This window comes from Kineococcus vitellinus (assembly GCF_009906315.1).
GTDB classification, from domain to species: domain Bacteria; phylum Actinomycetota; class Actinomycetes; order Actinomycetales; family Kineococcaceae; genus Kineococcus; species Kineococcus vitellinus.
Genome location: NZ_JAAALL010000009.1, coordinates 12,412 through 34,868 on the forward strand (window position 1 = coordinate 12,412; position 22,457 = coordinate 34,868).

Consider the following 22,457-nt stretch of genomic DNA (forward strand, 5'->3'; position numbering starts at 1 on the left):
CTCGCGCTCGCGGCGCTGTGCGGCGTCCTCGCGGCAGGGCTGACGCTCGGCGTGGGGCAGCTGGTGGCGGGGGTCGTCTCCCCGTCGGCGGCTCCCCTCGTCGTCGTCGGCGACGCCGTGGTGGACCGGGTGCCGGCGTGGCTGAAGGACGTCGCGATCCGCACCTTCGGCACGAGCGACAAGGCCGTGCTGCTGGCGACCATCGCCGTCGCGGTGCTCGTGCTGGCCGCGCTCGCGGGCGTGCTGGCCCGCCGCCGCCTGGCCGCCGGGGTCGCGCGGTGCTGCTGGGTGGCGCCGCGGCCGCGGGCCTGGCCACCGGCGGCGCCGGGCAGGCGCTGGTCGCCGTGCGCAGCGCGGAGGGCTCGCGCTCGCGCGTGGTGCTGCCCGCGCCGGCCGACCCGGCGCCCCCGCTGCCGGCGGGCCTGGACCCCGCCGACGCCGTCGCGAGCGGGCTGACGACGTACGCCACGCGGACGGCGGACTTCTACCGCATCGACACCGCGCTCATCGTCCCCGACGTCGTGGCCGAGGACTGGTCGCTGCGCATCCACGGCGACGTCGAGCGCGAGGTCGTCCTCGGCTTCGACGAGCTGCTGGCCAAGCCGCTGCGCGAGCGCTGGATCACCCTGACGTGCGTGAGCAACGAGGTGGGCGGCTCCTACGTGGGCACCGCCCGCTGGCTGGGGTACCCGCTGGCGGACCTGCTCGAGGAGGCCGGCGTGCGCGCGGGCGCGGACATGCTCCTCGCCACCAGCGTCGACGGGTTCACGCTGTCCGCACCGCTGGCGGAGGTCACCGACGGGCGCGACGCCCTGCTCGTCGTCGGGATGGACGGCGAACCGCTGCCGCGCGAGCACGGGTTCCCGGTGCGCATGGTCGTCCCCGGCCTGTACGGCTACGTGTCGGCCTGCAAGTGGGTCACCGACATCGAGGTGACCCGGTTCGCCGAGAAGACCGCGTACTGGACCGACCGCGGCTGGGCGGAGCGGGGGCCGATCAAGACGGCCTCGCGCATCGACGTGCCGAGGTCGTTCGCGAAGGTGCGCGCCGGCGCGGTGCCCGTGGCCGGCGTCGCCTGGGCGCAGCACCGCGGCATCTCCCGGGTCGAGGTGCGCGTGGACGAGGGGGAGTGGCAGCAGGCGCGGGTCCTGCCCTCGGCCTCCAGCGACACCTGGTGCCAGTGGGTGTGGGAGTGGAACGCCGCCGAGGCCGGCAACCACAGCCTGCAGGTGCGCGCGACGGACGGCACGGGCGCCGTGCAGACCGAGGTCGTCGCCGCCCCGATCCCCGACGGGTCGAGCGGTTACGACTCCGTGTCCGTCACCGTGGTCTGAACGGGTGACGAGCGGAAAACCCTGCGGCGCGGGCAATCCGGGCGGGCCGCGGTTCCGAACCCCTGGTGTTCGACCGACCGGGAGCACCGGCCGGCACCGATGGGAGGAAACCCGTGAAGCGCTCTGGAACCCTGTTCGCCCTGGCGGCCACCGCGACGTTCGGCCTGGCGGCCTGCGGCGGCGGTGACGCCGCCTCGTCGGAGACCTCGACGAGCAGCACCACCAGCTCCAGCCCCAGCTCGTCGAGCTCCTCGAGCTCGGCGATGGCCCCGGCCGCGATGGACGGGCCGGTCGGCCCGGGCTGCGCCGACTACGCCGCGGCCAACGCCTCGGGCCCGGCCTCGGTGGACGGCATGGCCGCCGACCCGGTGGCCACCGCGGCGTCCAACAACCCGCTGCTGAAGACCCTGACCGCGGCCGTCTCCGGTCAGCTGAACCCGCAGGTGAACCTCGTCAACGACCTCAACAACGGCGAGTACACGGTGTTCGCCCCCGTCGACGACGCCTTCGCGAAGATCGACCCGGCCACGGTCGAGGGCCTGAAGACCGACAGCGCGACGCTGCAGAAGATCCTCACCTACCACGTCGTGCAGGGCCGCCTGTCGCCCTCGGAGGTCGTCGGCACGCACACCACCCTGGAGGGCCAGGACCTCACCGTCGCCGGCACCCCGGAGATGCTCACCGTGAACGACGGCTCCACCGTCGTCTGCGGCGGCGTCTCGACGGCCAACGCGACCGTGTACCTCGTCGACTCGGTGCTCATGCCCCCGGCCTGACCCGGGCGGGCCGCATCGAGGGGCAGGTGCCACAGTTGGCGCTGATGACGACCTCCCGACCCCGCGACGCAGCGGCAGCCGGTGCCGACGAGGCGCTGGCCGCCGCTGCCCGCGGCGACCAGAGCGCCTTCGCGGCGTTCTACGACGCGACCGCCGCCGCCGTGCACGGCACCGTGCTGCGGGTGCTGCGCGACCCCGCCCAGTCCGAGGAGGTCGTGCAGGAGGTGTTCCTGGAGGCCTGGCGGCAGGCGCCGCGCTTCGACCCCGAGCGGGGCTCGGCGCGCGGGTGGGTGGTCACGATGGCCCACCGGCGCGCGGTCGACCGGGTGCGGGCCAGCCAGGCCAGCACGGCGCGCGACGAGCGGGCGGGGGTCCGCGAGCTGCCGCCGTACGACAGCGTCAGCGAGGAGGTGCAGGTGCTGCTGGAACGGGACGAGGTGCGCCGCGCGCTGCAGTCGCTGACACCGCTGCAGCGCGAGGCCGTGGACCTCGCCTACTACGGGGGACGGACCCAGAAGGAGATCGCCGACGAGCTCGAGGTCCCGCTGGGCACGGTGAAGACACGGCTGCGCGACGGGCTCATCCGGCTGCGCGACGCGATGGGGGTGTCCCGGTGAGCGGGCAGGAGCGAGGCCCGGGCGACGACCCGCTGCTGGCGGGCGCGTGGGCGCTGGACGCTCTCGGCGACGACGAGCGCGCCGGCTACGAGGAGCGGCTGCGCCGCCACCCCGAGGAGCGCGCGGACGCGGAGTCGCTGCGCGCCGCGGCGGCCCGGCTCGGGGAGGCCGAGGCCGTGGCGCCGCCGGCGCACCTGCGCGAGTCGCTGCTGGCCGCGATCGCCCGCACCCCGCAGGAGACCGACACCCTGCAGGACCTGCAGGACCCGCAGGACCCCCGGCACCGGCAGGAGCCGCGGGAGGCGCCGCGGGCGCAGGTCGCCGACCTCGCGCTCGAGCGCACCCGGCGCCGCGGCCCCTCCCGCTGGAGCGTCCTCGTCGCCGCGGCCGGGATCGTCGTGGCCGCGGTGGGGGTCGGCGTGGGGGTCCAGCGCGGGGAGCAGCAGGTGGTCGCGCAGCCGAGCGCCGCGCAGCGCGCCGCGGAGCTGCTCACCGCACCCGGTGCGCGGGTGTCGACGGTCGCGGCCAGCTCCGGCGGCACGGCGACGGTCGTGCGCGCCGGGCAGCAGGTCGCCGTGCTCACCGCGGGGCTGCCCGCCGCCGGCGCGGGCCGCGACTACCAGCTGTGGCTGGTGACGGGCGAGGCGCTGACCTCGGCCGGGATGCTGCGGGTGTCCGCGGACGGCTCGGCGGCCACCGTCGTGGACGCGCCGTCGGTGGACGCGGTGGGCATCTCGGTGGAACCGGCGGCCGGCTCGCAGCAGCCGACGACCACCCCGGTCGTGCTGGCCCCGCTCGGCGCCTGAGGGCGCTGCGGGGAGCGGCCGCGGCCACCGGTGCGGGGGTGGCCGGTGCGGGGGTGGCCGGTGCCGCCCCGGCACCGGCGCGCGATGCTGTCCGGCGTGAGCACCCCCGCCGTCCACGTCCTGCACGAGAACCCCGAGTGGATGCCGCCCTTCGCGGCGGCCTTCGCCGCCGAGGGCGTGCCCCTGGTCGAGCACGTCCTGACCGGCGGCGTCCTCGACCTCGCCGAGCAGCCCGCGCCCGGCGTGTGGTGGTCGCGCATGTCGGCCTCCTCGCACACCCGCGGGCACCTGGCCTCCAGCGCCCACACCCGCGCCCTGCTGTCCTGGCTGGAGGCCGCCGGCCGGCGCACCGTCAACGGCCGCGCCGTCCTGGAGCTGGAGCTCAGCAAGGTCGCCCAGCTCACCGCGCTGGCCGCGGCCGGCATCGACGTCCCGCGCACCGTGGCCGTCGTCGGCGGCGCGGGCGAGCAGCTCGTGGCGGCCGCGCGGGAGTTCGCCACCGGGCTGGGCGACGGCTTCGTCACCAAGCACTCCCAGGGCGGCAAGGGGCTGGGCGTGGCCCGCTTCGAGACGGTCGCCGAGCTGGAGCGGGCGGTGGCCGACGGGCAGCTGGAGGAGCCGGTCGACGGGGTGTGGCTGCTGCAGGAGTACGTGCGGCCCGCCGACGCGAGCATCACCCGCGCGGAGTTCGTCGGCGGGGAGTTCCTCTACGCCGTGCGCGCCGACACCGCCAAGGGCGGTTTCCAGCTGTGCCCGGCGGACGCCTGCGCGATCGACCCGGCCACCGGCCGTCCCGTCCTGCCGCCCGGCGCCACCGTGCAGCAGGAGGTCGGCGACACGATCTTCAGCCTGCGCGAGGGGTTCGAGCACCCCGTCCTGCGGCGCTTCGAGGGGTTCCTGCGGACCGCGGGCGTGGAGGTCGCGGGGGTGGAGTTCATCGAGTCCGCCGACGGCCGGCTGGTCACCTACGACGTCAACACCAACACCAACTACAACGCGGCCGTCGACGCGGCCGCCCCGCGCTCGGGCCCGCGCGAGATCGCCCGGTACCTCGGCCGGCTGCTCGCCGAGCAGGGCTGAGCAGGGCTGAGGCGTGCGGGAGGCGGGACTCGAACCCGCACGCCCGGGGGCACAGGATCCTAAGTCCTGCGTGGCTGCCAGTTACACCACTCCCGCTCGCGGACGCCCAGCCTAGCCGTCCACGCCGAGCTCCTCGCGGAGCCTGGCCACGTGCCCGGTGGCCCGCACGTTGTACTGCGCGAGCCGCACGAGGCCGTCGGGGTCCACCACGACCGTCGAGCGCACGACGCCCACCGAGGTGCGGCCGTAGTTCGTCTTCTCGCCCCACGCCCCGTACGCCTCCAGCACGCGGTGGTCGGGGTCGGACAGCAGCGGGAAGGTGAGGCCGTCGCGCTCGGCGAACTCGGCGAGCTTGGCGACCGGGTCCTTGGAGACGCCCAGCACCCGGTACCCGGCGGCGGCCAGCGCGTCCAGGGAGTCGCGGAAGTCGCAGGCCTGCGTCGTGCACCCCGGGGTCATCGCGGCCGGGTAGAAGTAGACGACCACGTGCTCACCGCGCAGCTGCGAGAGCGTGACGCTCGAGCCGTCGTGGGCGGTCAGCGTGAAGTCGGGCGCGGGGTCGCCGGGAGCCAGGCGCCCGGTCGTGGACGAGGTCATGCCCGCACGCTAGTGCGCCCCGGGAGGAGCGCCAGCGCACCCTCCGGTACGGTTCCGGGACCATCAGCGAGAGCAGGAGGTGGCCGTGGCGGCCAGCGGCGGCAAGGCCGAGATCACGACGAGCGACCCGAGGGTGCTCGAGCGCGAGGTGGAGCTGCGCCGGACGCAGCTCGCCGGCACCATCGACGAGCTCACGAACCGGTTGGCCCCGGCGGCCATCAAGGAGCGCTCCATCGCGACGGCGCGGGCCAAGGTCCTCGACTTCGCCACCGACGGGCGCGGTTCCGTGCGCGTCGGCCGCGTCGCGGCCGTCGCCGGCGTCGCGGTGGGCGTCGTGGTCGTCGCCGTCGTCCGGGCGGTGCGCAAGCGCCGCTGAACCGGCCGCGGGCGGGGGACGCTACGGTTCGCGGGGTGAGCACCCCCCCTGCCGACGACCCCCGCCTGCCGGTCCGGATGCTGCACGACCGCGTCCTCGTCGCCGCCGACGAGGCCGGGGAGCGCACCTCCACCGCGGGCATCCTCATCCCGGCCACCGCCACCGTGGGGCGCCGGCTGTCCTGGGCCTCGGTGGTGGCCGTCGGCCCGCACGTGCGCCAGGTGCAGAGCGGGGACCGGGTCCTGTTCGACCGCGAGGAGAAGGCCGAGGTCGAGCTCGAGGGCCGGACCTACGTGCTGCTGCGCGAGCGCGACCTGCACGCCGTGGCGGGCGGCGACGGCGGCGAGGAACTCGTGCGGTGCGCGCCGGATGCCCGGGACCGCCGCGCTGCCGCTGCCGCGCACGCCCGTCCTCGTCCTCACCGACCCGCACGGCGTGCGGCGCGTCCTCGTCGACAACGCCCGCGGCTACGGCAAGGGCACGATCCAGTACCGGGCGCTGGCCGGCGTGACCGGCCCCGGCCTGCTGGCCAGCGACGGGGGCACCTGGCGCCGGCACCGGCGCGTGGCGCAGCCGGCCTTCCACCACGGCTCCCTCGGCTCCGTCGCCGCGCACGCCGTCGACGCCGCGCGCCGGCTGGTCGCCGAGGTCGACGCGCTGGCGCCGGGGCGCCCGCTGGAGGTGCTGGGCGCCACCTCGCGCACCAGCCTGGAGGTCGTCGGGCACACCCTGGCCGCCGCCGACCTGTCCGGCGTCGCCGAGCGCCTGGTCGACACCGTCGGCGCCGCGCTGGAGGTCGTCGTGGCCCGCGCCGCGAGCCCGGTGCCCGAGCGCTGGCCCACGCCGGCGCGCCGGCGGCTGCGGGCCCTGGTCGCCGAGATCGACGCGGTGTGCGCGCGGATCGTGGCCCAGCGCCGCGCCGCCGGCCGCCTCGACGACCCCGCCGCCCCGCCGGAGGACCTCGTGGGCCTCATGCTGGCCGCCGGGATGGACGAGCGCGAGGTCCGCGACGAGCTGGTGACCTTCGTCGTCGCCGGCCACGAGACCGTCGCGTCCTCGCTGACCTGGACGCTGGACCTGCTCGCCCGCCACCCCCGCGTGCAGCAGCGGCTGCACGCGGAGCTGGCCGGGGTCCTCGGGGCGCCGGGCGCGGCGCGCGAGCCCGGCTGGGACGACCTGCGCCGGCTGCCGTACACCCGCGCCGTCGTCGACGAGTCGCTGCGGCTGTACCCGCCGGCGTGGGTGGTGACCCGCCAGGCCCTGGCCGACGACGTCGTCGCCGGGGTCGCCGTGCCCGCGGGCACGCTGGTCGTCATCAGCACCTGGGCGCTGCACCGCCACCCGGACGTGTGGGAGCAGCCGGAGGAGTTCCGCCCCGAGCGCTTCCTCGACGGCACCCGCCGCGAGCTCGGCTACGTGCCCTTCGGCGCCGGCCCGCGGCTGTGCATCGGGCGCGACCTGGCGCTCGTGGAGGAGGTGCTGGTGCTGGCCACGCTGCTGCGCGGGCACGCCGTGCGGCCCGTCCCCGGCCCGCGCCCGGCGGTGGAGGCCCTCGTCTCGCTGCGCCCGCGCGGCGGGCTGCCGCTGCTCGTGGAGCGGCTGGCAGGCTCCCCGGCATGAGCCGCAAGCAGACCGTCGTCCTCACCCCCGCCGACGGCGTCCCGCCGCAGGTGGGCCCGTTCGCGCACGCCGTGCGCTTCGGCGACCTCGTCTTCGTCACCGGGCAGATGCCCACCGACCCCGCCACCGGCGAGCTCGTCGCCGGCGGGCTGGCCGAGCAGGCCGAGCAGGTGCGCGCCAACCTCGCCGCCGTCCTCGCCGGCTGCGGCCTGGGCTGGGACGACGCCCTGCAGGTGCGGGTGTACCTGCGCCGCTTCGAGGAGCACTTCGAGGAGTTCAACGAGGCCTACCGCGGCTGGTTCTCCGGGCCGCTGCCGGCGCGCACGACCGTGGGCGTCACGGGGCTGGCCGTGGGCGCGCTCGTCGAGGTCGACCTCGTGGCCGGCGTCCCCTCGCCCGCGGAGCCGATCAAGGGCTGAAGCCGGGCGGCCGATGGGAGGACGTGGCCCTCTCGCACCGGCTGCTGCCGGTGCCCGCGGCCGCAGCCCTCCTCGCCGCCGCGGCGGTGCTCGTCGTCGCCTGCCGCGCCGGCGCGCTCGCCGAGGCCCTCGCCGCCGTCCTGCCCGGGTTCCTCGCCGTGGCGGTCGCCCTCGCCCGGCTGCCCGACCGGCCGAGGGCGCAGCGCACCGCCTGGAGCGTGCACGCGGCCGGGCTGGCCGCCACGAGCGCCGGGTACGTGCTCTTCCACGCCGCCCTGGCCGCCGGCGCCGCCCCCGGCTACCCGCTGCCCGCCGACCTGCTCTTCGTCCCGGGCGGGCTGCTGGTGGCGCTCGCGCTGCTGCTGCTCAACCGCGGGGTGCGCGAGCGGGCGAGCGCCGTCGACGCGGCCATCGCCGTCACCGGCCTGGGCGTGGCCGTCGCCGCCGTGCTCGTGCGGCCGGCGCTGACCGGCGCCGGCGACCCGCTGCACGTCCTGCTCACCGCCTTCTACCCGGCGCTGGACCTGCTGACCCTCGGGCTGGTGCTGCGGCTGTGGCTGGCGGGCCGGCTGGCGGGGCGGCCGGCGGGGCTGTTCGCGGCGGGCTTCGGCTGCCTGCTGTTCGCGGACGCGGCCTTCGGCGCGCTGGCCGCGGTCCTGCCCTTCGACCTCTCGCGCTGGCTGGGCGTGCCGTTCTCGTGGGCCCTGCTGCTGCAGGCGGTGGCGCTGTCGGCGCTGGGCGCGCGGGAGGCGGACGCGGGCCCGCCGCGCTCGCGCACCTGGTCGCGGGCGCACTGGGGGCTGGTGGGCGCCTCCTCCTGCGCGCCGCCCGCCGTGCTGCTCGGGCAGGGGGCGCTGGGCGTGCCCGTCGACTGGGCCGTCACCGGGGTCGGGGCGCTGCTGCTGTCCACGCTGTCGGTGACGCGCGTGCACCACGCCGTGGTGCGCGTGCAGGAGCAGGCGGAGCAGCTGGAGCGGCTGGCCCGCACGGACGCGCTGACCGGCCTGGCGAACCGCCGCAGCTGGGACGCCGAGCTGGGCAGGGCGCTGGAGCGCGGGGAGCCGCTGGCCGTGGCGCTCCTCGACCTCGACCACTTCAAGCGCCTCAACGACAGCGAGGGGCACCCGGCCGGCGACCGGGTGCTGCGGGCCGTGGCCGACGCGTGGCGGGCCGTGCTGCCCCCCGGGGCCTCCCTGGCCCGCTACGGCGGCGAGGAGTTCGCGCTGCTGCTGCCCGGCGCCTCGGCGGCCTCGGCGCCCGAGCTGGCCGAGCGGCTGCGGGCCGCCTGCCCGGCGCCGCAGACGGTGTCGGTGGGGCTGGTGCACCGCCGCCCCGGCGAGGGCGCGGGCGGGCTGCTGGCCCGCGCCGACGCGCAGCTGTACCGGGCCAAGGCCGCCGGTCGCGACCGGGTGTGCGAGGGCTGAGCCTCAGGGCATCTCCATCGTCTCCGCCCGGCGCACCTCCGCCAGGGCGCTCTCCAGGTGGCGCTGCAGCGGCCGCCGCGTCGCCGCGACGAGGTCGTGCACGAGCAGCAGCGAGTGCGAGAGCACCAGCGGGTGCGGCAGGCGCGGCAGCTCCTCGGGGTCCGGGTGCTCGCCCAGCGCGGCCGTGAGGACGACGACGAGGACGCGCGGGTCCAGCTCCGGCCACCACCCGGCGGCCCGCGCCGTCGCGGCGACCGCCTCGCGCAGGTCGTCGCCGTCCAGGCCGTCGGGGTGCAGCTCCTCCAGCGCCCCGCGCAGCACCCAGCCGAGCACCGTGCGCACCTGCTCGGCGTCGAGGGCGGCGAGCTCGCCCGCCGCGGAGCTGAAGGCGGCGGCGTCCTGGGCGGCGGCCGCCTGCGCGGCGCGGGCCGTCAGGCGTCGCAGGGTGCTCGGGTCGGTCGCAGCGCTGGGCACCGCGGCATCCTCGCGCACGCCCGCCCGGCCGCGGGTCGGCCGGTCAGCGGGTCGGCGGGTCGGCGGGTCAGCGGGTCAGCGGGTCAGCCGGGCCAGCGGGGGATGAGGAGGTCGCCGACGCGGACCGCCTCGGCCCGCTCGACGCCGTCGACGACCGCCGCCCGCACCGCCCGCGCCGCCGCGGCCTGCAGGCGCACGAGCGCGTCCACCCGCTCGGCGCGCCCGGCGGGCAGGGCGAGCTGCCCGGTGGCGAGCGCGAAGGCGGTGTCGCCGTCGGCCAGGGTGTGGACGGGGTCCAGCGCGCGGGCGAGGCCGTCGTGGGCGGCGGTGGCGGTGCGCGAGGTCTCCGCGGGGTCCAGGGCGGCGTTGGTGGCCACGCAGACGAGGGTGGTGTTGAGGGCGGTGCCCGGGCCGCCGGGGGTCCCGCCGTCGGCCTCGCCGGGGGCCTCGCCGGGGGGCGGGCCGCCCCAGGTGGGCAGCCCGGCGGCGTTGACGACGGCGAGCGCCCCCACGACGAGACCGTCGGCGAGGTCGTCGAGGCGCACGGAGGAGGTGCCGGTCCCGCCCTTGAAGCGCCGCCCCACCAGGGCTCCCGTGCCCGCCCCGGCGACACCGCGCTCGACGTGCGTGCCGGCGGCCGCGGCCGCCTCGTAGCCCATCTGCTCGGTGGGGTGGTGGTGGAACTCCCCGCCGCGGCCGAGGTCGAACACGGCGGCCGCGGGCACGATCGGCACGACGTCGCCCTCGCCGGGGCCCACCCGGAAGCCCTGGCCGCGCTCGGCGCACCAGCGCTGCACCCCGTGGGCGGTGACCAGGCCGTACGCGCTGCCGCCGGTGAGCACGACGGCGTCGGCGGTCTGCACGAGCGTGCGCGGGTCGAGCGCGTCGGTCTCGTGGGTGCCGGGGCCGCCGCCGCGCACGTCGACCCCGGCGACCGTGCCGGGCGGGGGCAGCACGACGGTCACGCCGGTGAGCCAGCCGCCGCCGCGGCGGGTGACCTGGCCGACGAGGACGCCGGGGACGTCGGTGAGGGAGGCTTCCACGGCGCCAGTCTCGCGCCGCCCGCCCGCCGCGCACCCGCGGTGCCGCCCGCGGTCCAGGGGCACCCGCCCTACGGTGTGCGCGTGCCCCTGGACCGCGTGCCGGACCTGCTGTCGCTGCGGCTGTTCGTCGCGGTCGTCGAGGGCGGCAGCATCGGGGCCGGGGCCCGCGCCGTCGGCATGACGCAGCAGGCGGCCTCGGAGCGGTTGCGCGCCGCGGAGTCGCTCGTCGGGGTCGTGCTGCTGCACCGCGGCCGCCGGGGCTCGCGGCCCACGGAGGCGGGCACCCTGCTCGCCGGCTGGGCCGCGCGCCTGCTGGAGGCCGCCGCGGAGGTCGGGGAGGGGATCGCCACCCTGCGCGCGGACAGCGCGGCCCGGGTGCGCGTGGCCTCGAGCATGACGATCGCCGAGCACCTGGTGCCGCGCTGGCTGCTGGAGCTGCGCCGGCGCGCCACCCGGGCGGGGCGGACCCCGCCGGCGGTGGAGCTGACGGCGACGAACAGCGTCCGCGTCCTGGCCGCGGTCGGCGGCGGGCAGGTGGACCTGGGGTTCGTGGAGGGGACGGAGGCGCCCCGCGGGCTGCGCTCGCGCGTGGTCGCGCTCGACGAGCTCGTCGTGGTCGCCGCGCCCGGGCACCCGTGGGCGCGCCGGCGCCGGCCGGTGCCCGCGGCCGAGCTGGCGGCGACCCCGCTGGTGGTGCGCGAACCCGGCTCGGGCACGCGCCAGGTGCTGGAGCGGGCGCTGGCGGCGGCCGGCTGCGCGCCGGTGGCGCCCGCGGTGGAGCTGACGACGGCGACGAGCGTGCGCGAGGCGGTCCGGGCCGGTGCCGGGGTGGCGGCGCTCAGCGCCCTGGCGGTCGCCGACGACGTGGAGTCCGGCCGCCTCGTGCGGGTCGCGGTCGACGGCCTCGACCTCAGCCGGCGGCTGCGCGCGACGTGGGCCGGTCCGGCGCGGCTGCCGCCGGGACCGGCCCGCGAGCTGCTGGAGGTGGCGCTGCTCAGCCCGCCGGGCGGGCGCACGGCAGCCCGGCCCGCAGCGCCGCCAGGTTCTCCCGCATGAGCTGCGGGTAGGTCTGGTCCTCGGCCACCCGCTCGATCGGGTGCAGCACGGCCGTGGCGACGCCGAGCTCCTCGGCGAGCAGCTCGGCGACCGCGGGGTTCGCCGTCGCCTCGAAGAAGATCGTCGAGACGCCGCCCTCGCGCACGACGCCCAGCACGTCGCGCACCCGGGCGGGGGAGGGCTCGACCCCGGGGTCGATCCCGGCGATCCCCACCTGCCGCAGGTCGTGGCGCTCGGCGAGGTAGGCGAAGGCCTCGTGCGAGGTGACCAGGGTGGCGCCGGCGCAGCCCGCCAGCGCCTGCTCGAACTCCCCGTCCAGGGCCTGCAGGTCGGCCGCGAGGCGCTCGGCGGACTCCTCGTACGCCGCGGCGCCGTCGGGGTCGACCTCGCCGAGCTCGGCCGCCACGTCGCGCCCCACCTGCGCCATCCGCAGCGGGTCGAGCCAGAAGTGCGGGTCGCGGTCGAGGTCGGCCACCGCGGCGGCGTCCACGAGGTGCTCGGGCGGTCGGGTGCCCAGCACGTCGTCCACGGCGGGCTGCAACCCGCTCAGGTGCACCACGACGTCGGCGTCGACGACCTGGGCGAGCTGGCGGGGGGAGACGTCCGCGTCGTGGGCGTCGGCGCCGGGGGCGATGAGGTTCTCCACCCGGGCCCGCTCCCCGCCGACCTGCTCGGCCAGGTACTGCAGCGGGTAGGAGGTGGTCACCACGCCGAGCCCGCCGTCCCCGGCGGCGGCGGGGTCCTCGCCGCCGCCGCACCCGCACAGGGCGAGGCCGCAGCAGGCGAGGGCCCCGGCGAGGGCGCGCAGCCTCACGCGCCCGCGCCCGCGGTGGCGCCCTCGTCCTCGTGCGCGCCCTCGTCCTCGTGCCCGTCCCCGCCCTCGTGGTCGTGCCCGGCGTGCTCGTCCGCCTCGCCGGTCACGCCCTTGAGCTCGTTGGGCGTCACGGTGAGCCGGCCGCTGCGGTAGACCTCGCCGGTGGCGATGTCCACGGCGTGCACGGACTTCGCGGCCGGTTCGGTGATGTACGCGGTGCCGTCCATGGTGAACACCTGCGGCTGGGGGGCCTGCCAGTCCTCCTGCACCTGCCAGGGGGCGATGACGGGCGTGGAGCGGGTGACGGTGCCGGCGGCGGTGTCGACGACGTGCAGGGCGCCGTCGGTGCCCAGCACCACGGCCTCGCCGTCCTCGCCGCGCCCGATGGAGCGGTACCAGTAGGGGGAGGGCAGCTGGACCAGGCGCAGCTGACCGGTGGCGGTGTCGATGAGGGAGATCTTCCCGACCGCGTCGGTGGGGGTGTCCTCCTCGGCGCGGTAGTCGCCGACGACGATCGCGGAGTCGTCCAGGCCCCACTGGTTGCCGATGCGCCCGTACTCGTCGGGGCTGTCGATCTTGGTGATCCGCCCGTCCTCGACCATGAGCACCCCGTCGGTGCAGCCGACGACGACGACCTCGTCGGCCGCGACGGTCTCGCCGTGCACGTTCGGGCACTCGGTGGAGGCGGCCACCTGGTTGCCGGAGGGGTCGAGCAGGCGGATGCCGTCGCGGGACTCCTCGTCGCCCTCGGTGACGATCGTGGAGCCGTCGGAGAGTTCGACGGCGACGCCGTGGTGCGCCGAGGGGGTGCTCATCTCGCGCACCTCGCGGTCGGGGTCGGTCACCTCGTCGCTGTCGAAGGAGACGACGTGCCCGGTGCCGTCGTCGAACAGGACGGTGCGGCCGGCGTGGTTGACCACGTGGCCGGCCTCCTCGGCCTCGAAGACGACGCCGGTGTCGTGGGGGGTGGAGGTGTAGAAGTGCGAGTGGTCGCCGTGCGGTTCCTCCCAGGCGCCGGCGTCGACGACGTGCCAGCCGCCGGTGGCGGTGACGAAGACGTGCCGGCCGTCGCCGGCGGGGTTGACGCGGGCGAACCCCTCGAAGGGCAGGTCGGCGAGCACCTCCAGCGTGGTGGCGTCGAGGACCTGCACGCCGCCGTCGTGGGTGATGGCCAGCCGCGGGGACGCGGCGCCGGCCTCGGTGGCGGGCGGGGTGCTCGGCGAGGAGGACGGCGAGGCCGGGCCGGCCTGCTCGGCGGTGGTGCCGGAGGTGGAGCAGCCGGCGGCGAGCAGGGTCAGCGCGAGGGCGGCGGCGAGGCGGGCCGGGCGGGGGGCGCGAGGGTGCACGGAGCGGTCCAAACCTGGTGGGGAGCTGGGAACGGCAGGACCGTAGCGCAGATGAGAATCATTGTCGATGAGGGGGCGCGCGCTGCGGTCGAGGATCGGCCCGGTCTGTGGTGGGGTGATGGTCTGCGCGGCGGCCATCGAGGCGGCCGCCGACGCGCACGAGCGCACAGGAGGGGACGTGACCGAGGTGGCGAGCGGGCTGGCGGGCGAGGTGGCGGGCGAAGCGACGGGTGACGTGGCGGGTGACGTGGCGGGCGACGTGGCGCAGGACGCGGCGCAGGACGAGGCCGAGGTCGTGGAGCACGAGCCGAGCGAGATCACCTACGACGAGCAGCGCTACCCGGCCCGTCCCCGCAGCCTGCGCCGGCCCCGCCCGCAGGCGCGCCTGCGCGGCACGGACGCGGCGCCGCGCCCGGAACCGGGGGAGGGCCCGGCCGACGGCAGCAACCCCGACTACGTCCGCTGGCTGCTCGCCCAGTCGATGCTCGCCGACGCCCACAAGATCAGCCGGCAGTTCTCCGGCCAGGCGAGCATGTGGCAGAACCCCTACGCCAAGCCGGACCCGCGCCGCGCGGTGGACACCGCGGCCGTGTGGTTCACCGCCTACCCGATCTCGCTGGTCACCCGCGCCGGGCGCAGCTTCCTCGGCTCGCTGGGTGACCCGCAGCTGTGGGAGGCGTTCCAGCGCATCGGCATCGACGCCGTGCACACCGGGCCGGTGAAGTCGGCCGGCGGCCTGGACGGCTGGCGGCAGACGCCCAGCGTCGACGGGCACTTCGACCGCATCTCCACCCAGATCGACCCGATGTTCGGCACCGAGGGCGAGTTCCGGCACCTGTGCGAGGTCGCCGCCGCGCACGCCGGCAGCGTCATCGACGACATCGTCCCCGGGCACACCGGCAAGGGGGCGGACTTCCGCCTGGCCGAGATGGCCTTCCAGGACTACCCGGGCATCTACCACATGGTGGAGATCCCCGCCGAGCACTGGGACCTGCTGCCCGACGTCCCGCCGGGCCACGACGCGGCCAACCTCGACGCGACCGCCGAGGCCGCCCTGGCCGAGCAGGGCTTCATCATCGGCCAGCTGCAGCGGGTCATCTTCTACGCCCCCGGCATCAAGGAGACCAACTGGTCGGCCACCCGCGAGGTCGTCGGCGTCGACGGCGTCGCCCGCCGCTGGGTGTACCTGCACTACTTCAAGCAGGGCCAGCCGTCGGTGAACTGGCTGGACCCCTCCTTCGCCGGCATGAAGCTCGTCATCGGCGACGCGCTGCACTCCCTGGGCGACCTGGGCACGAGCGCGCTGCGCCTGGACGCCAACGGGTTCCTCGGCGTGGAGAAGAGCAGCGAGGGGCCGGCCTGGTCGGAGGGGCACCCGCTGTCGGAGGCGGCGAACCACCTCATCGCCGGCATGGTCCGCAAGGTCGGCGGGTTCACCTTCCAGGAGCTGAACCTCACCATCGAGGACATCCGCGACACCTCCGAGGTGGGCGCGGACCTGTCCTACGACTTCATCACCCGCCCGGGCGTGCAGCACTCGCTGGCCACCGGCGACACGGAGTTCCTGCGGCTGTGCCTGCGCAGCGCCCTCGAGCTCGGCGTGGACCCCGCCTCCCTCGTGCACGCGCTGCAGAACCACGACGAGCTGACCTACGAGTTCGTGCACTGGGCGACGCGGCACGCCGAGGACGTCTACGACTTCCGCGGCGGCAAGGTCACCGGCGCGAAGCTGGCCGAGACGGTCCGCGCCGACCTGGTCGAGAAGCTCACCGGCGAGAACGCGCCCTACAACCTCGTCTTCACCACCAACGGCATCGCCTGCACGATGGCCAGCGTCATCGCCGCCAGCCGCGGCCACCGCGACCTGGACGCGCTGACCGCGGAGGACGTCGAGCAGATCAAGCGCGCGCACCTGCTGATGGCGATGTTCAACGCCTGGCAGCCGGGGGTGTTCGCCCTGTCCGGCTGGGACCTCATGGGCATGCTGCCGCTGCCGGTGGAGAGCGTGCGCCCGCTGCTCACCAGCGGCGACACCCGCTGGATCGAGCGCTCTGCCCACGACCTCATGGGCGTGGCGCCCGAGGCGGCGGTGTCCGCCTCCGGCGTCCCCGTGGGCCGCTCGCTGTACGGCAACATCCCGCAGCAGCTGGCCGACGAGGGCTCGTTCGTCTCCCGGCTGCAGGAGGTCCTCGCGGTGCGCCGCGAGCACAAGATCGCCACCGCCCGCCAGATCGACATCCCGGCGGTCGCCCACCCGAGCATGCTCGTCATGGTCCACGAGCTCGACCCCGCCGACCACGACGGCCGCGAGACCCTGCAGGTGACGGTCCTCAACTTCGGCGGCGAGACCATCGAGGGCACGGTGCGCTCGGAGCACTTCACCCCCCGGGTGCCGGTCGTGGACCTCAGCTCCGGCGCGGAGATCGGCTGGGTCGACGACCTGAAGAGCTTCGGCGTGTGGCTCGCGCCCTACGCCGGGATGTCGCTGCTGCTGTGCCCGCCGGCGCCCGGCGACGAGGAGATCCGCACCGTCGAGCCGTCGGCCGGCTGACCGGGGCCGTCGGGGTGGGGCGGTGACGCCTCACCCGGACGGAGCAGCCACCGGCGGCCTCACCCGGATGCGCGGTGCTACCGGGTGGTGCCGGGGGTTTTCGGCGCTCGGCTGCGACGGGCCCGCCTAGCGTCGGGGGCGGGCTCCCGGCCGGGCGCCCGCCCCCACCCATCGAGAGGAGTTCCCCGTGGCGGGAACCGTCGGCGCAGAACTCTCCACCCTCAGCGCGCTGCACCGAACCTTCCAGCAGAAGGCGCAGGAGGCCATCGACATCAAGAACGCCGTCGAGAGCGGCGTCGGCTCCGCCGTGTGGACCGGCACCTACTCCGAGCAGTTCCGCGCCGCGTGGGCGGACTACCGCAAGAACCTCGACAACCTGCAGGCCGCGCTGCTGGGTGCCGCGGACGACGTCCGCACCAACCACAACAACATCGCCCAGGCGACGGGCGAGGGCGACCGCATCTGAGCCGCCGCGGGCGCTGCCGGGCTCAGGCCCGGTAGCGCCCCGGCCGGTGGTTCATCGCCAGCACGAGGTTGAGGACCACCGCGCCGGCCGCCGACAGGGCGGCCACCGGCGGTGCGACCACCGCGAGCGAGGCGGAGACGACGACCACGTCCAGCGCCATCTGCACGTACCCGGCGCGCCACCCCCGGCGCTCCTGCAGCAGCAGGGCGAGGACGCCGAAACCGCCGAGGCTGGCGCGGTGCCGGAAGAGCACGAGGATGCCCAGCCCGGCGGCCAGGTTGCCGAAGAGGGCGGCGTAGACGGGGCTGACCGCCAGCTGCGGCATCGCGGTGGCGTGCAGCGGCGCCAGGGACGAGACGGCCAGCACCGCGACCAGCGAGCGCAGGGTGAAGCTCCACCCCCGCGCGCGGACGGCCAGCGCGGCGAACGGCAGGTTCACCGCCACGAACAGCACGCCGAACGGCACCGGCAGCGCGTAGCTGAGCAGCAGGGCCAGCCCGGCCGTCCCGCCGGTGACCGCGCCCGTGGAGTGCAGCAGGAACAGGCCGAAGGAGGCCAGCCAGGTGCCCACGAGCACCCCGGCCACGTCCTCGGCGCGGGTGTGCGGGGGAGCGGTCGCGAGGCCGCGGTCCTCGGTCAGGGCGGTCACCTGCGCAGCATGACGGATGCACCCCGGCACAGGTCAACGGACGGTGCGGCGAACGAGCAGTCTGCCTCTCCACGGCGGTGGAACTGGACGATCTGCCCAGTCGTGCACACAGGTGCCGGATGCGTCCCCGGCGGGTCCGCCCCCCGGTTGCGGCCCGGCTCCTGCTGGGTCACCGTGGTGGCCTGGTCCAGGCAGCGGCTGGGAGGGGGAGCGGTGGCACGGCTCGTGCTCGACCCCGACATGTCCGCGGTGCCGCGGGCCCGGCACTGGGCGGCCGACGGGTGCGCCGCGCACCACCTCGGCGCCCCCGCGCAGGCCGTCGTCGAGCTCCTCGTCAGCGAGGCCGTGGCCAACGCCGTCGAGCACGGTGCGGGACCGGTGCGCCTGGACCTCGACCGCGACCCCGGCACCGGGCACCTGCGCCTGGCGGTCCACGACGAGGGGCGGCAGCTGCCGGTGCTGCGGCACGTGGGTTCGGCCGCCACCGCCGGGCGCGGGATCGCGCTCATCGACCGGTTCGCCGCGGCCTGGGGCTCGATCCCCGACGCCCCCGGCAAGACAGTGTGGTTCGACGTCGACCCCGGCGCCGGCCTGCGCGCAGCGGCCTGAGCCCCCGCCTCGCGGGCGAACGCTTCGCGCACGAACGGGTAGCCTGGAGCGGTGAGCAGCGCGGACCTCGACGAGAGCGCCGATCCGCTCGCCCTGGAGCGGCAGGTCTGCTTCGCCCTCGTCGTCGCCGCCCGCTCGGTCCTCTCGGTCTACCGGCCGGTGCTGGAGCCGATGGGGCTCACCCACCCGCAGTACCTCGTGATGCTGGCGCTATGGGGCGCCGAGCCGATGTCGGTCAAGGAGCTCAGCGAGGCCCTGCGGCTGGACCCGCCGACGCTCTCGCCGCTGCTGAAGCGGCTGGAGGCGGCCGGGCTGCTGGAGCGCCGGCGGCTGCCGGAGGACCAGCGCACCCTGGCCGTCACCCTCACCGACCGCGGTCGCCTGCTGCGCCGGCGTGCCCTGGACGTCCCGCGCCAGGTCGTCGAGCGCCTCGGCATGGACGTCGCCGAGCTGCAGGCGCTGCGCGACGGCCTCAGCCACGTCATCGACGCCGCGGTCGCGGCCGAGCAGGACGCGGACACCGCCTGAGCCCTGCCTGAGCCCGTGCGCGCCGCCGCCGGCGAGCGCGGGCGCCCGCGCGGCCGTAACCTCCCGGTCGTGTCCGCGAAGGTTCCTCCGACGAACGAGCAGCGCCAGGGCCCCGCGGCGGGGGAGAGCACCGCCACCGTGCTCGTCGCCCTCGGCGCCAACGCCCTCATCGCCGTCGCCAAGGGCGTCGCGGCGGTGGTCACCGGCTCGGCGGCCATGGCCGCCGAGACCGCGCACTCGGTGGCCGACACCGTCAACGAGGTGTTCCTGCTGACGGCGCTGCGCAGCAGCGCCCGCCCGGCCGACCGCGAGCACCCGCTGGGCTACGGCCGCGCCCGCTACTTCTGGGCGCTCGTGGCCGCCGGCTCGATCTTCGTCACCGGTGCGCTGTACTCGGCCTTCGAGGGCGTGGAGGCGCTGACGTCGCCCTCGCACGAGCTGGAGAACCCGCTCGTCTCCTACGTCGTGCTGGCCGTCGCCTTCGTCCTCGAGGGCACCTCGCTGCTGAAGGGGCTGAAGCAGACGCGCGGGGAGGCCCGCGCGAGCCGCCAGAGCTTCCGGCAGTTCCTGCGCACCAGCGACGACCCCACCGCGACCACCGTCGTGTTCGAGGACAGCGCCGCGCTCGTCGGCCTGCTGCTGGCCGGTGCCGGGACCGCCCTGCACCAGCTCACCGGGTCGGGCGTCTACGACGGCGTCGCCAGCCTGTGCATCGCCCTGCTGCTGGCCCTCATCGCCCTGCGCCTGGGCCGCACCAACATGCGGCTGCTCACCGGTGTGCAGGCCGACCCCCGCCTGGTGCGCGCCGTGCTGGTCCAGCTCGGCGACGAGCCGGAGGTCGACGCGGTCGTGGACCTGCTGACGGTGCAGCTGGGCACCGACCAGGTCCTGGTGTGCGCCCGCCTGGACCTCGTCGACACCCTGACGGGCGCGCAGGTCGAGCAGGCCGCGGTGCGCATCGGCCGCCGGGTGCGCGAGCGCTTCCCCGACGTCGCCGAGGTGTTCCTGGAGCCGGTGCCCCGGGACGACGCGGAGGTGCGCGAGCGGGTGCGCGCCCGCTACGGCTCCGAGCTGGCGGAGCAGATCGTCAACGAGGCCGCCGACGGGCTGCCGGGGTCCCGCCCCGCCTGAGGCCGCCGCCCGCGCGGTGCCCTCAGCGGCGCGGCGGGGCGGTGCTGTCGCGCACGACGAGGCTGGTGGCCAGCTCGACCCGGGGGTTCGGCACGTCCTCGCCGGCGGCCGCCGCCAGCACGGTGCGCGCGGCCAGCGCCCCCATCTCGGCCAGCGGCTGGCGGACCGTCGTCAGCGGCGGCGAGGCCCAGGCGGCGAGGCTGAGGTCGTCGAAGCCGACGACGCTGACGTCGTCGGGCACGCGCAGCCCGGCGCGGCGCACGGCTTCGTAGACCCCGAGCGCGATCTGGTCGCTGGCGGCGAACACCGCGGTGGGCGGGTCCTCCAGCTGCAGCAGGGCGGTGGCCTCGCGCAGCCCCGACTCCTGGTAGAAGTCGCCCTCGCGCACCAGGAGGGGGTCGAGGACGAGGCCGGCGGACTCCAGGCCGGCGCGGTGGCCGTCCAGGCGCGCGCGGCTGCACAGCAGCCCGGCCGGGCCGCTGACGTGCGCCACGCGCCGGTGGCCCAGCTGCACGAGGTGCTGGGTGGCGCTCAGCCCGCCGGCCCAGTTCGTCGCGCCGATCGAGGGCGCGCCCACGACCGGCCCGCCGGCCGGGTCGACGACCACGACCGGCACCGCGACCTCGTGCAGCTCCTGGGCCAGCGTCGGCGCGAGGTCGGAGGTGACGAGGATGACCCCGTCGCTGGCGCGGGCGCGCAGGTTGCCCAGCCACTGGCGGGCGGAGGTGGTGCGCCGGTGCACCGCCGAGACGACGGTGCCGGCCCCCGCCGCGTGGGCGACGTCCTCCACCCCGCGGATGATTTCCACCGCCCACGGGGAGTCGAGGTCGTCGAAGACCAGGTCCAGCAGGCCCGCCCGCAGCGCCGTGCGCGCCCGCTGCGGGCGGCGGTAGCCGTGCCGGCGCAGCAGCGCCTCGACGCGGTCCCGCGTCGCCGCGGCCACGTCGCCGCGCCCGTTGACGACGCGCGAGACGGTCGGCACGGACACCCCCGCCTGGCGGGCGATCTCGGTGATCGTCACGCTGCGCTCGCTGTCGTCCACCGCGGCGCCCCCTTCCTCCGGGTGATCACCCTACGGCGGGGCCGGTGCCGGGAGGGAGCGCGGTGCGGCACGCCCCGGGCGGGGCCGGGGCGTGCCGCGGTCGCGGGGTCAGCGCCCGCCGGCGCCGCGCCGCGCGTCGAGCAGCGTGGACTGCAGCGCGTGGTAGGCGGGCTTGCGCTCGTAGTCGGCCGTCATGACGGTCGCCGAGCCCTCCTCGGTGAAGAACACCGGGACCCAGGAGTACTTGTCCGTGAACCCCCAGATCGTGAAGGAGTCGCAGTCCTCCACGCCCAGGCAGGCCTGCAGCGCCCGGCGGTAGTAGTCCGCCTGCTGCGCCTGCTGGGCGCTGGTCGGGATCCCGTCCTCCGGCAGCACCATCCGCACGTCGAGCTCGGTGATCGCGGTCTCCAGGCCGAGGGCGTCGAAGCGCTGCAGGTTCGCCTGCAGGTCGGCGGGGAACCCGTACTGCGTGCTGAGGTGGCCCTGGATCGCGAACCCGTCGACCGGGACGCCCTCGGCCTTGAGGTCCTTGACGAGCTCGTAGTACGCGGTGCTCTTGGCGTTGACGCTCTCGACGCCGTAGTCGTTGAGGAACAGCTTCGCCTGCGGGTCCGCCTCGTGCGCCCAGCGGAACGCGTCGGCGATGATGCCCGGGCCCAGCCGGGTGATCCAGATGTTCCCGCCCTCGCTCGTCGGGCCGACGCGCAGGCCGCTGCCGTCGTCCTTGACGATCTCGTTGGCGACGTCCCACTGCTGGATGCGGCCCGCGTAGCGGCCGACGACGGTCTGGATGTGCTCCTTGAGGATGGCGCGCAGCTCCTCGTCGGTGAAGTCGCCCTCCTCCAGCCACTCCGGGTTCTGGCTGTGCCACAGCAGGGTGTGCCCGCGCACGACCTGGCGGTTCTCCTGCGCGAAGCGGACGATGGCATCCATCGGGTAGAAGTTGTAGAAGTCCTGGCGGGGGTGGATGTACTCCCACTTCGCCTGGTTCTCCGGGGACAGGGAGCTGAACTCCGCGGCCATGCGGTCGCGGTACTCCACGTCGTAGGCGAACGGGTCGGCGTAGTCCTGCTCCTCGTGGTGGCCGCCGCCGGCGACGGCCGTGCCGACGACGAGGTCGCGCGGGGCCGAGCGGCGCAGGGTGTCCGCGCCGCCGTGGCGCTGGGCGGCCTGCGCCTGCGCCTTCTCGGCGGTGGGCGGGGGTGCGGCCGCGGACGGCCCGGCCGCCGCCAGGGCCAGCAGGGCCGGTGCGACGGCGAGCCCGACGAGGTGTCGGGCGGTGGTGGTGGGGGACTTGCGGTGCAGAGGCATCGTCGGCCTTCCGTCGGCTCCATCGCCTGGGCGGGCGGTCTTCCGGAAGACTTCCGGAAGCTCGGTGGCTGGACTGTACGAACCCTGTGCGCGCAGCGTCAAGACCCGTCACGGAGAGGGCGGTCCGCCCGGACCCCGACTGCTACCGTCGGTCGTGAAGCTCCTCGGTAGCGCTATCCGCCCGGCCGCCGGACCGTCATCGCGCGGGCTGCTCCTGGGCCTGCTGGGCGTCCTCGTCTTCTCCCTGACGCTGCCCTCCACCCGCCTCGCCGTCGCCGGGCTCGACCCGCTGTTCGTCGGCGCCGGGCGCGCGGTCCTCGCCGCGCTGCTCGCGAGCGCCCTGCTGGCGCTGCGCCGCGTCCCCCGCCCCGCCCGCCGGCTGCTGCCG

At 76.3% G+C, this 22,457-nt stretch carries 22 protein-coding genes, 1 tRNA gene and 3 pseudogenes; 17 read left to right on the forward strand and 9 right to left on the reverse strand.

All coding sequences use genetic code 11. The features are described 5' to 3' along the window. Positions 1 to 15 precede the first annotated feature (15 nt). The 5 genes and pseudogenes from GTQ99_RS01955 (at position 16) to GTQ99_RS01975 (ending at position 4,613) form a co-directional block, all read left to right on the forward strand. Positions 16 to 1,334, forward strand: a pseudogene (locus tag GTQ99_RS01955) (molybdopterin-dependent oxidoreductase). A gap of 113 nt (positions 1,335 to 1,447) precedes the next feature. Beyond that, positions 1,448 to 2,110: a fasciclin domain-containing protein gene (locus GTQ99_RS01960; RefSeq protein WP_166614062.1), complete on the forward strand. Its 663-nt coding sequence runs from the start codon at positions 1,448 to 1,450 to the stop codon at positions 2,108 to 2,110. 44 nt (positions 2,111 to 2,154) lie between these two features. Next, positions 2,155 to 2,727: an ECF RNA polymerase sigma factor SigK gene (sigK, locus tag GTQ99_RS01965; RefSeq protein ID WP_166614063.1), complete on the forward strand. Its 573-nt coding sequence runs from the start codon at positions 2,155 to 2,157 to the stop codon at positions 2,725 to 2,727. Continuing rightward, positions 2,724 to 3,533 (forward strand): anti-sigma factor, encoded by an 810-nt coding sequence (locus GTQ99_RS01970; RefSeq protein WP_166614064.1) that lies wholly within the window; start codon positions 2,724 to 2,726, stop codon positions 3,531 to 3,533. The genes sigK and GTQ99_RS01970 overlap by 4 nt, the downstream gene beginning before the upstream one ends. Before the next feature lie 84 nt (positions 3,534 to 3,617). Further along, entirely contained in the window at positions 3,618 to 4,613 is a 996-nt protein-coding gene (locus GTQ99_RS01975) for an ATP-grasp domain-containing protein (protein ID WP_166614065.1), read from the forward strand. Between the two features lie 14 nt (positions 4,614 to 4,627). On the opposite strand, the gene GTQ99_RS01980 is transcribed toward GTQ99_RS01975, so the two are convergent. Then, positions 4,628 to 4,709 (reverse strand) — tRNA-Leu (locus tag GTQ99_RS01980). Positions 4,710 to 4,724: 15 nt separating this feature from the next. After that, positions 4,725 to 5,210, reverse strand: a complete 486-nt coding sequence (gene bcp, locus GTQ99_RS01985) for a thioredoxin-dependent thiol peroxidase (RefSeq protein WP_166614066.1) — start codon at positions 5,208 to 5,210, stop codon at positions 4,725 to 4,727. 85 nt (positions 5,211 to 5,295) lie between these two features. Here bcp and GTQ99_RS01990 point away from each other — a divergent pair, with 85 nt between their 5' ends. From GTQ99_RS01990 to GTQ99_RS26535, 5 genes and pseudogenes are all read left to right on the forward strand, one after another. Then, positions 5,296 to 5,586: a DUF3618 domain-containing protein gene (locus GTQ99_RS01990; RefSeq protein WP_166614067.1), complete on the forward strand. Its 291-nt coding sequence runs from the start codon at positions 5,296 to 5,298 to the stop codon at positions 5,584 to 5,586. A 77-nt stretch (positions 5,587 to 5,663) separates the two neighbouring features. Next, positions 5,664 to 5,915, forward strand: a pseudogene (locus GTQ99_RS01995) (GroES family chaperonin); the annotation flags it as partial. Positions 5,916 to 5,955: 40 nt separating this feature from the next. Further along, positions 5,956 to 7,206 carry a cytochrome P450 gene (locus GTQ99_RS02000; RefSeq protein ID WP_166614068.1) on the forward strand — a complete coding sequence of 417 codons (1,251 nt, stop codon included), beginning with the start codon at positions 5,956 to 5,958 and terminating at the stop codon, positions 7,204 to 7,206. Further along, complete coding sequence (locus GTQ99_RS02005; protein ID WP_166614080.1) at positions 7,203 to 7,625, forward strand: RidA family protein; 423 nt, start codon at positions 7,203 to 7,205, stop codon at positions 7,623 to 7,625. Before GTQ99_RS02000 ends, GTQ99_RS02005 begins: the two co-directional genes overlap by 4 nt. 23 nt (positions 7,626 to 7,648) lie before the next feature. Continuing rightward, the gene (locus tag GTQ99_RS26535; RefSeq protein ID WP_166614069.1) at positions 7,649 to 9,049 is read left to right on the forward strand and encodes a diguanylate cyclase domain-containing protein; all 1,401 of its coding nucleotides are present in this window, start codon (positions 7,649 to 7,651) and stop codon (positions 9,047 to 9,049) included. Between the two features lie 3 nt (positions 9,050 to 9,052). Here the strand turns inward: GTQ99_RS26535 and GTQ99_RS02015 are convergent, their stop codons facing one another. Both GTQ99_RS02015 and GTQ99_RS02020 read right to left on the reverse strand, forming a co-directional pair. Continuing rightward, complete coding sequence (locus GTQ99_RS02015; protein ID WP_166614070.1) at positions 9,053 to 9,523, reverse strand: hypothetical protein; 471 nt, start codon at positions 9,521 to 9,523, stop codon at positions 9,053 to 9,055. A gap of 83 nt (positions 9,524 to 9,606) precedes the next feature. After that, complete coding sequence (locus GTQ99_RS02020) at positions 9,607 to 10,566, reverse strand: P1 family peptidase (protein WP_166614071.1); 960 nt, start codon at positions 10,564 to 10,566, stop codon at positions 9,607 to 9,609. An 81-nt stretch (positions 10,567 to 10,647) separates the two neighbouring features. Between GTQ99_RS02020 and GTQ99_RS02025 the strand changes: the two genes are divergently transcribed. Further along, positions 10,648 to 11,622 carry a LysR family transcriptional regulator gene (locus GTQ99_RS02025; protein ID WP_338074659.1) on the forward strand — a complete coding sequence of 325 codons (975 nt, stop codon included), beginning with the start codon at positions 10,648 to 10,650 and terminating at the stop codon, positions 11,620 to 11,622. Here the strand turns inward: GTQ99_RS02025 and GTQ99_RS02030 are convergent. Both GTQ99_RS02030 and aztD read right to left on the reverse strand, forming a co-directional pair. After that, positions 11,561 to 12,436 carry a metal ABC transporter solute-binding protein, Zn/Mn family gene (locus GTQ99_RS02030; protein ID WP_166614072.1) on the reverse strand — a complete coding sequence of 292 codons (876 nt, stop codon included), beginning with the start codon at positions 12,434 to 12,436 and terminating at the stop codon, positions 11,561 to 11,563. The genes GTQ99_RS02025 and GTQ99_RS02030 overlap by 62 nt on opposite strands. Further along, the gene (aztD, locus tag GTQ99_RS02035; protein WP_205706619.1) at positions 12,433 to 13,782 is read right to left on the reverse strand and encodes a zinc metallochaperone AztD; all 1,350 of its coding nucleotides are present in this window, start codon (positions 13,780 to 13,782) and stop codon (positions 12,433 to 12,435) included. The genes GTQ99_RS02030 and aztD overlap by 4 nt, the downstream gene beginning before the upstream one ends. 67 nt (positions 13,783 to 13,849) lie before the next feature. On the opposite strand from aztD, the gene treS reads away from it, so the two are divergent. Further along, a complete protein-coding gene (treS, locus tag GTQ99_RS02040) occupies positions 13,850 to 16,333 on the forward strand; it encodes a maltose alpha-D-glucosyltransferase (RefSeq protein WP_240896591.1) in 2,484 nt (827 codons plus the stop codon). Positions 16,334 to 16,520: 187 nt separating this feature from the next. Beyond that, positions 16,521 to 16,799: a WXG100 family type VII secretion target gene (locus GTQ99_RS02045; protein WP_166614073.1), complete on the forward strand. Its 279-nt coding sequence runs from the start codon at positions 16,521 to 16,523 to the stop codon at positions 16,797 to 16,799. Between the two features lie 22 nt (positions 16,800 to 16,821). Here the strand turns inward: GTQ99_RS02045 and GTQ99_RS02050 are convergent, their stop codons facing one another. Next, entirely contained in the window at positions 16,822 to 17,448 is a 627-nt protein-coding gene (locus tag GTQ99_RS02050; protein WP_338074660.1) for a YitT family protein, read from the reverse strand. A 213-nt stretch (positions 17,449 to 17,661) separates the two neighbouring features. On the opposite strand from GTQ99_RS02050, the gene GTQ99_RS02055 reads away from it, so the two are divergent. The 3 genes from GTQ99_RS02055 (at position 17,662) to GTQ99_RS02065 (ending at position 19,716) form a co-directional block, all read left to right on the forward strand. Continuing rightward, positions 17,662 to 18,057 (forward strand): ATP-binding protein, encoded by a 396-nt coding sequence (locus GTQ99_RS02055; RefSeq protein ID WP_338074661.1) that lies wholly within the window; start codon positions 17,662 to 17,664, stop codon positions 18,055 to 18,057. A gap of 51 nt (positions 18,058 to 18,108) precedes the next feature. Continuing rightward, the gene (locus tag GTQ99_RS02060) at positions 18,109 to 18,585 is read left to right on the forward strand and encodes a MarR family transcriptional regulator (protein ID WP_166614074.1); all 477 of its coding nucleotides are present in this window, start codon (positions 18,109 to 18,111) and stop codon (positions 18,583 to 18,585) included. A gap of 69 nt (positions 18,586 to 18,654) precedes the next feature. Next, a complete protein-coding gene (locus GTQ99_RS02065; RefSeq protein ID WP_166614075.1) occupies positions 18,655 to 19,716 on the forward strand; it encodes a cation diffusion facilitator family transporter in 1,062 nt (353 codons plus the stop codon). Between the two features lie 22 nt (positions 19,717 to 19,738). Here GTQ99_RS02065 and GTQ99_RS02070 read toward each other — a convergent pair whose 3' ends face one another. Beyond that, positions 19,739 to 20,758 carry a substrate-binding domain-containing protein gene (locus tag GTQ99_RS02070; RefSeq protein ID WP_166614076.1) on the reverse strand — a complete coding sequence of 340 codons (1,020 nt, stop codon included), beginning with the start codon at positions 20,756 to 20,758 and terminating at the stop codon, positions 19,739 to 19,741. A 108-nt stretch (positions 20,759 to 20,866) separates the two neighbouring features. Next, positions 20,867 to 22,069: an endo-1,4-beta-xylanase gene (locus GTQ99_RS02075; protein ID WP_166614077.1), complete on the reverse strand. Its 1,203-nt coding sequence runs from the start codon at positions 22,067 to 22,069 to the stop codon at positions 20,867 to 20,869. A gap of 154 nt (positions 22,070 to 22,223) precedes the next feature. Between GTQ99_RS02075 and GTQ99_RS02080 the strand changes: the two are divergent. Then, a pseudogene (locus GTQ99_RS02080) lies at positions 22,224 to 22,457 on the forward strand (EamA family transporter); the annotation flags it as partial.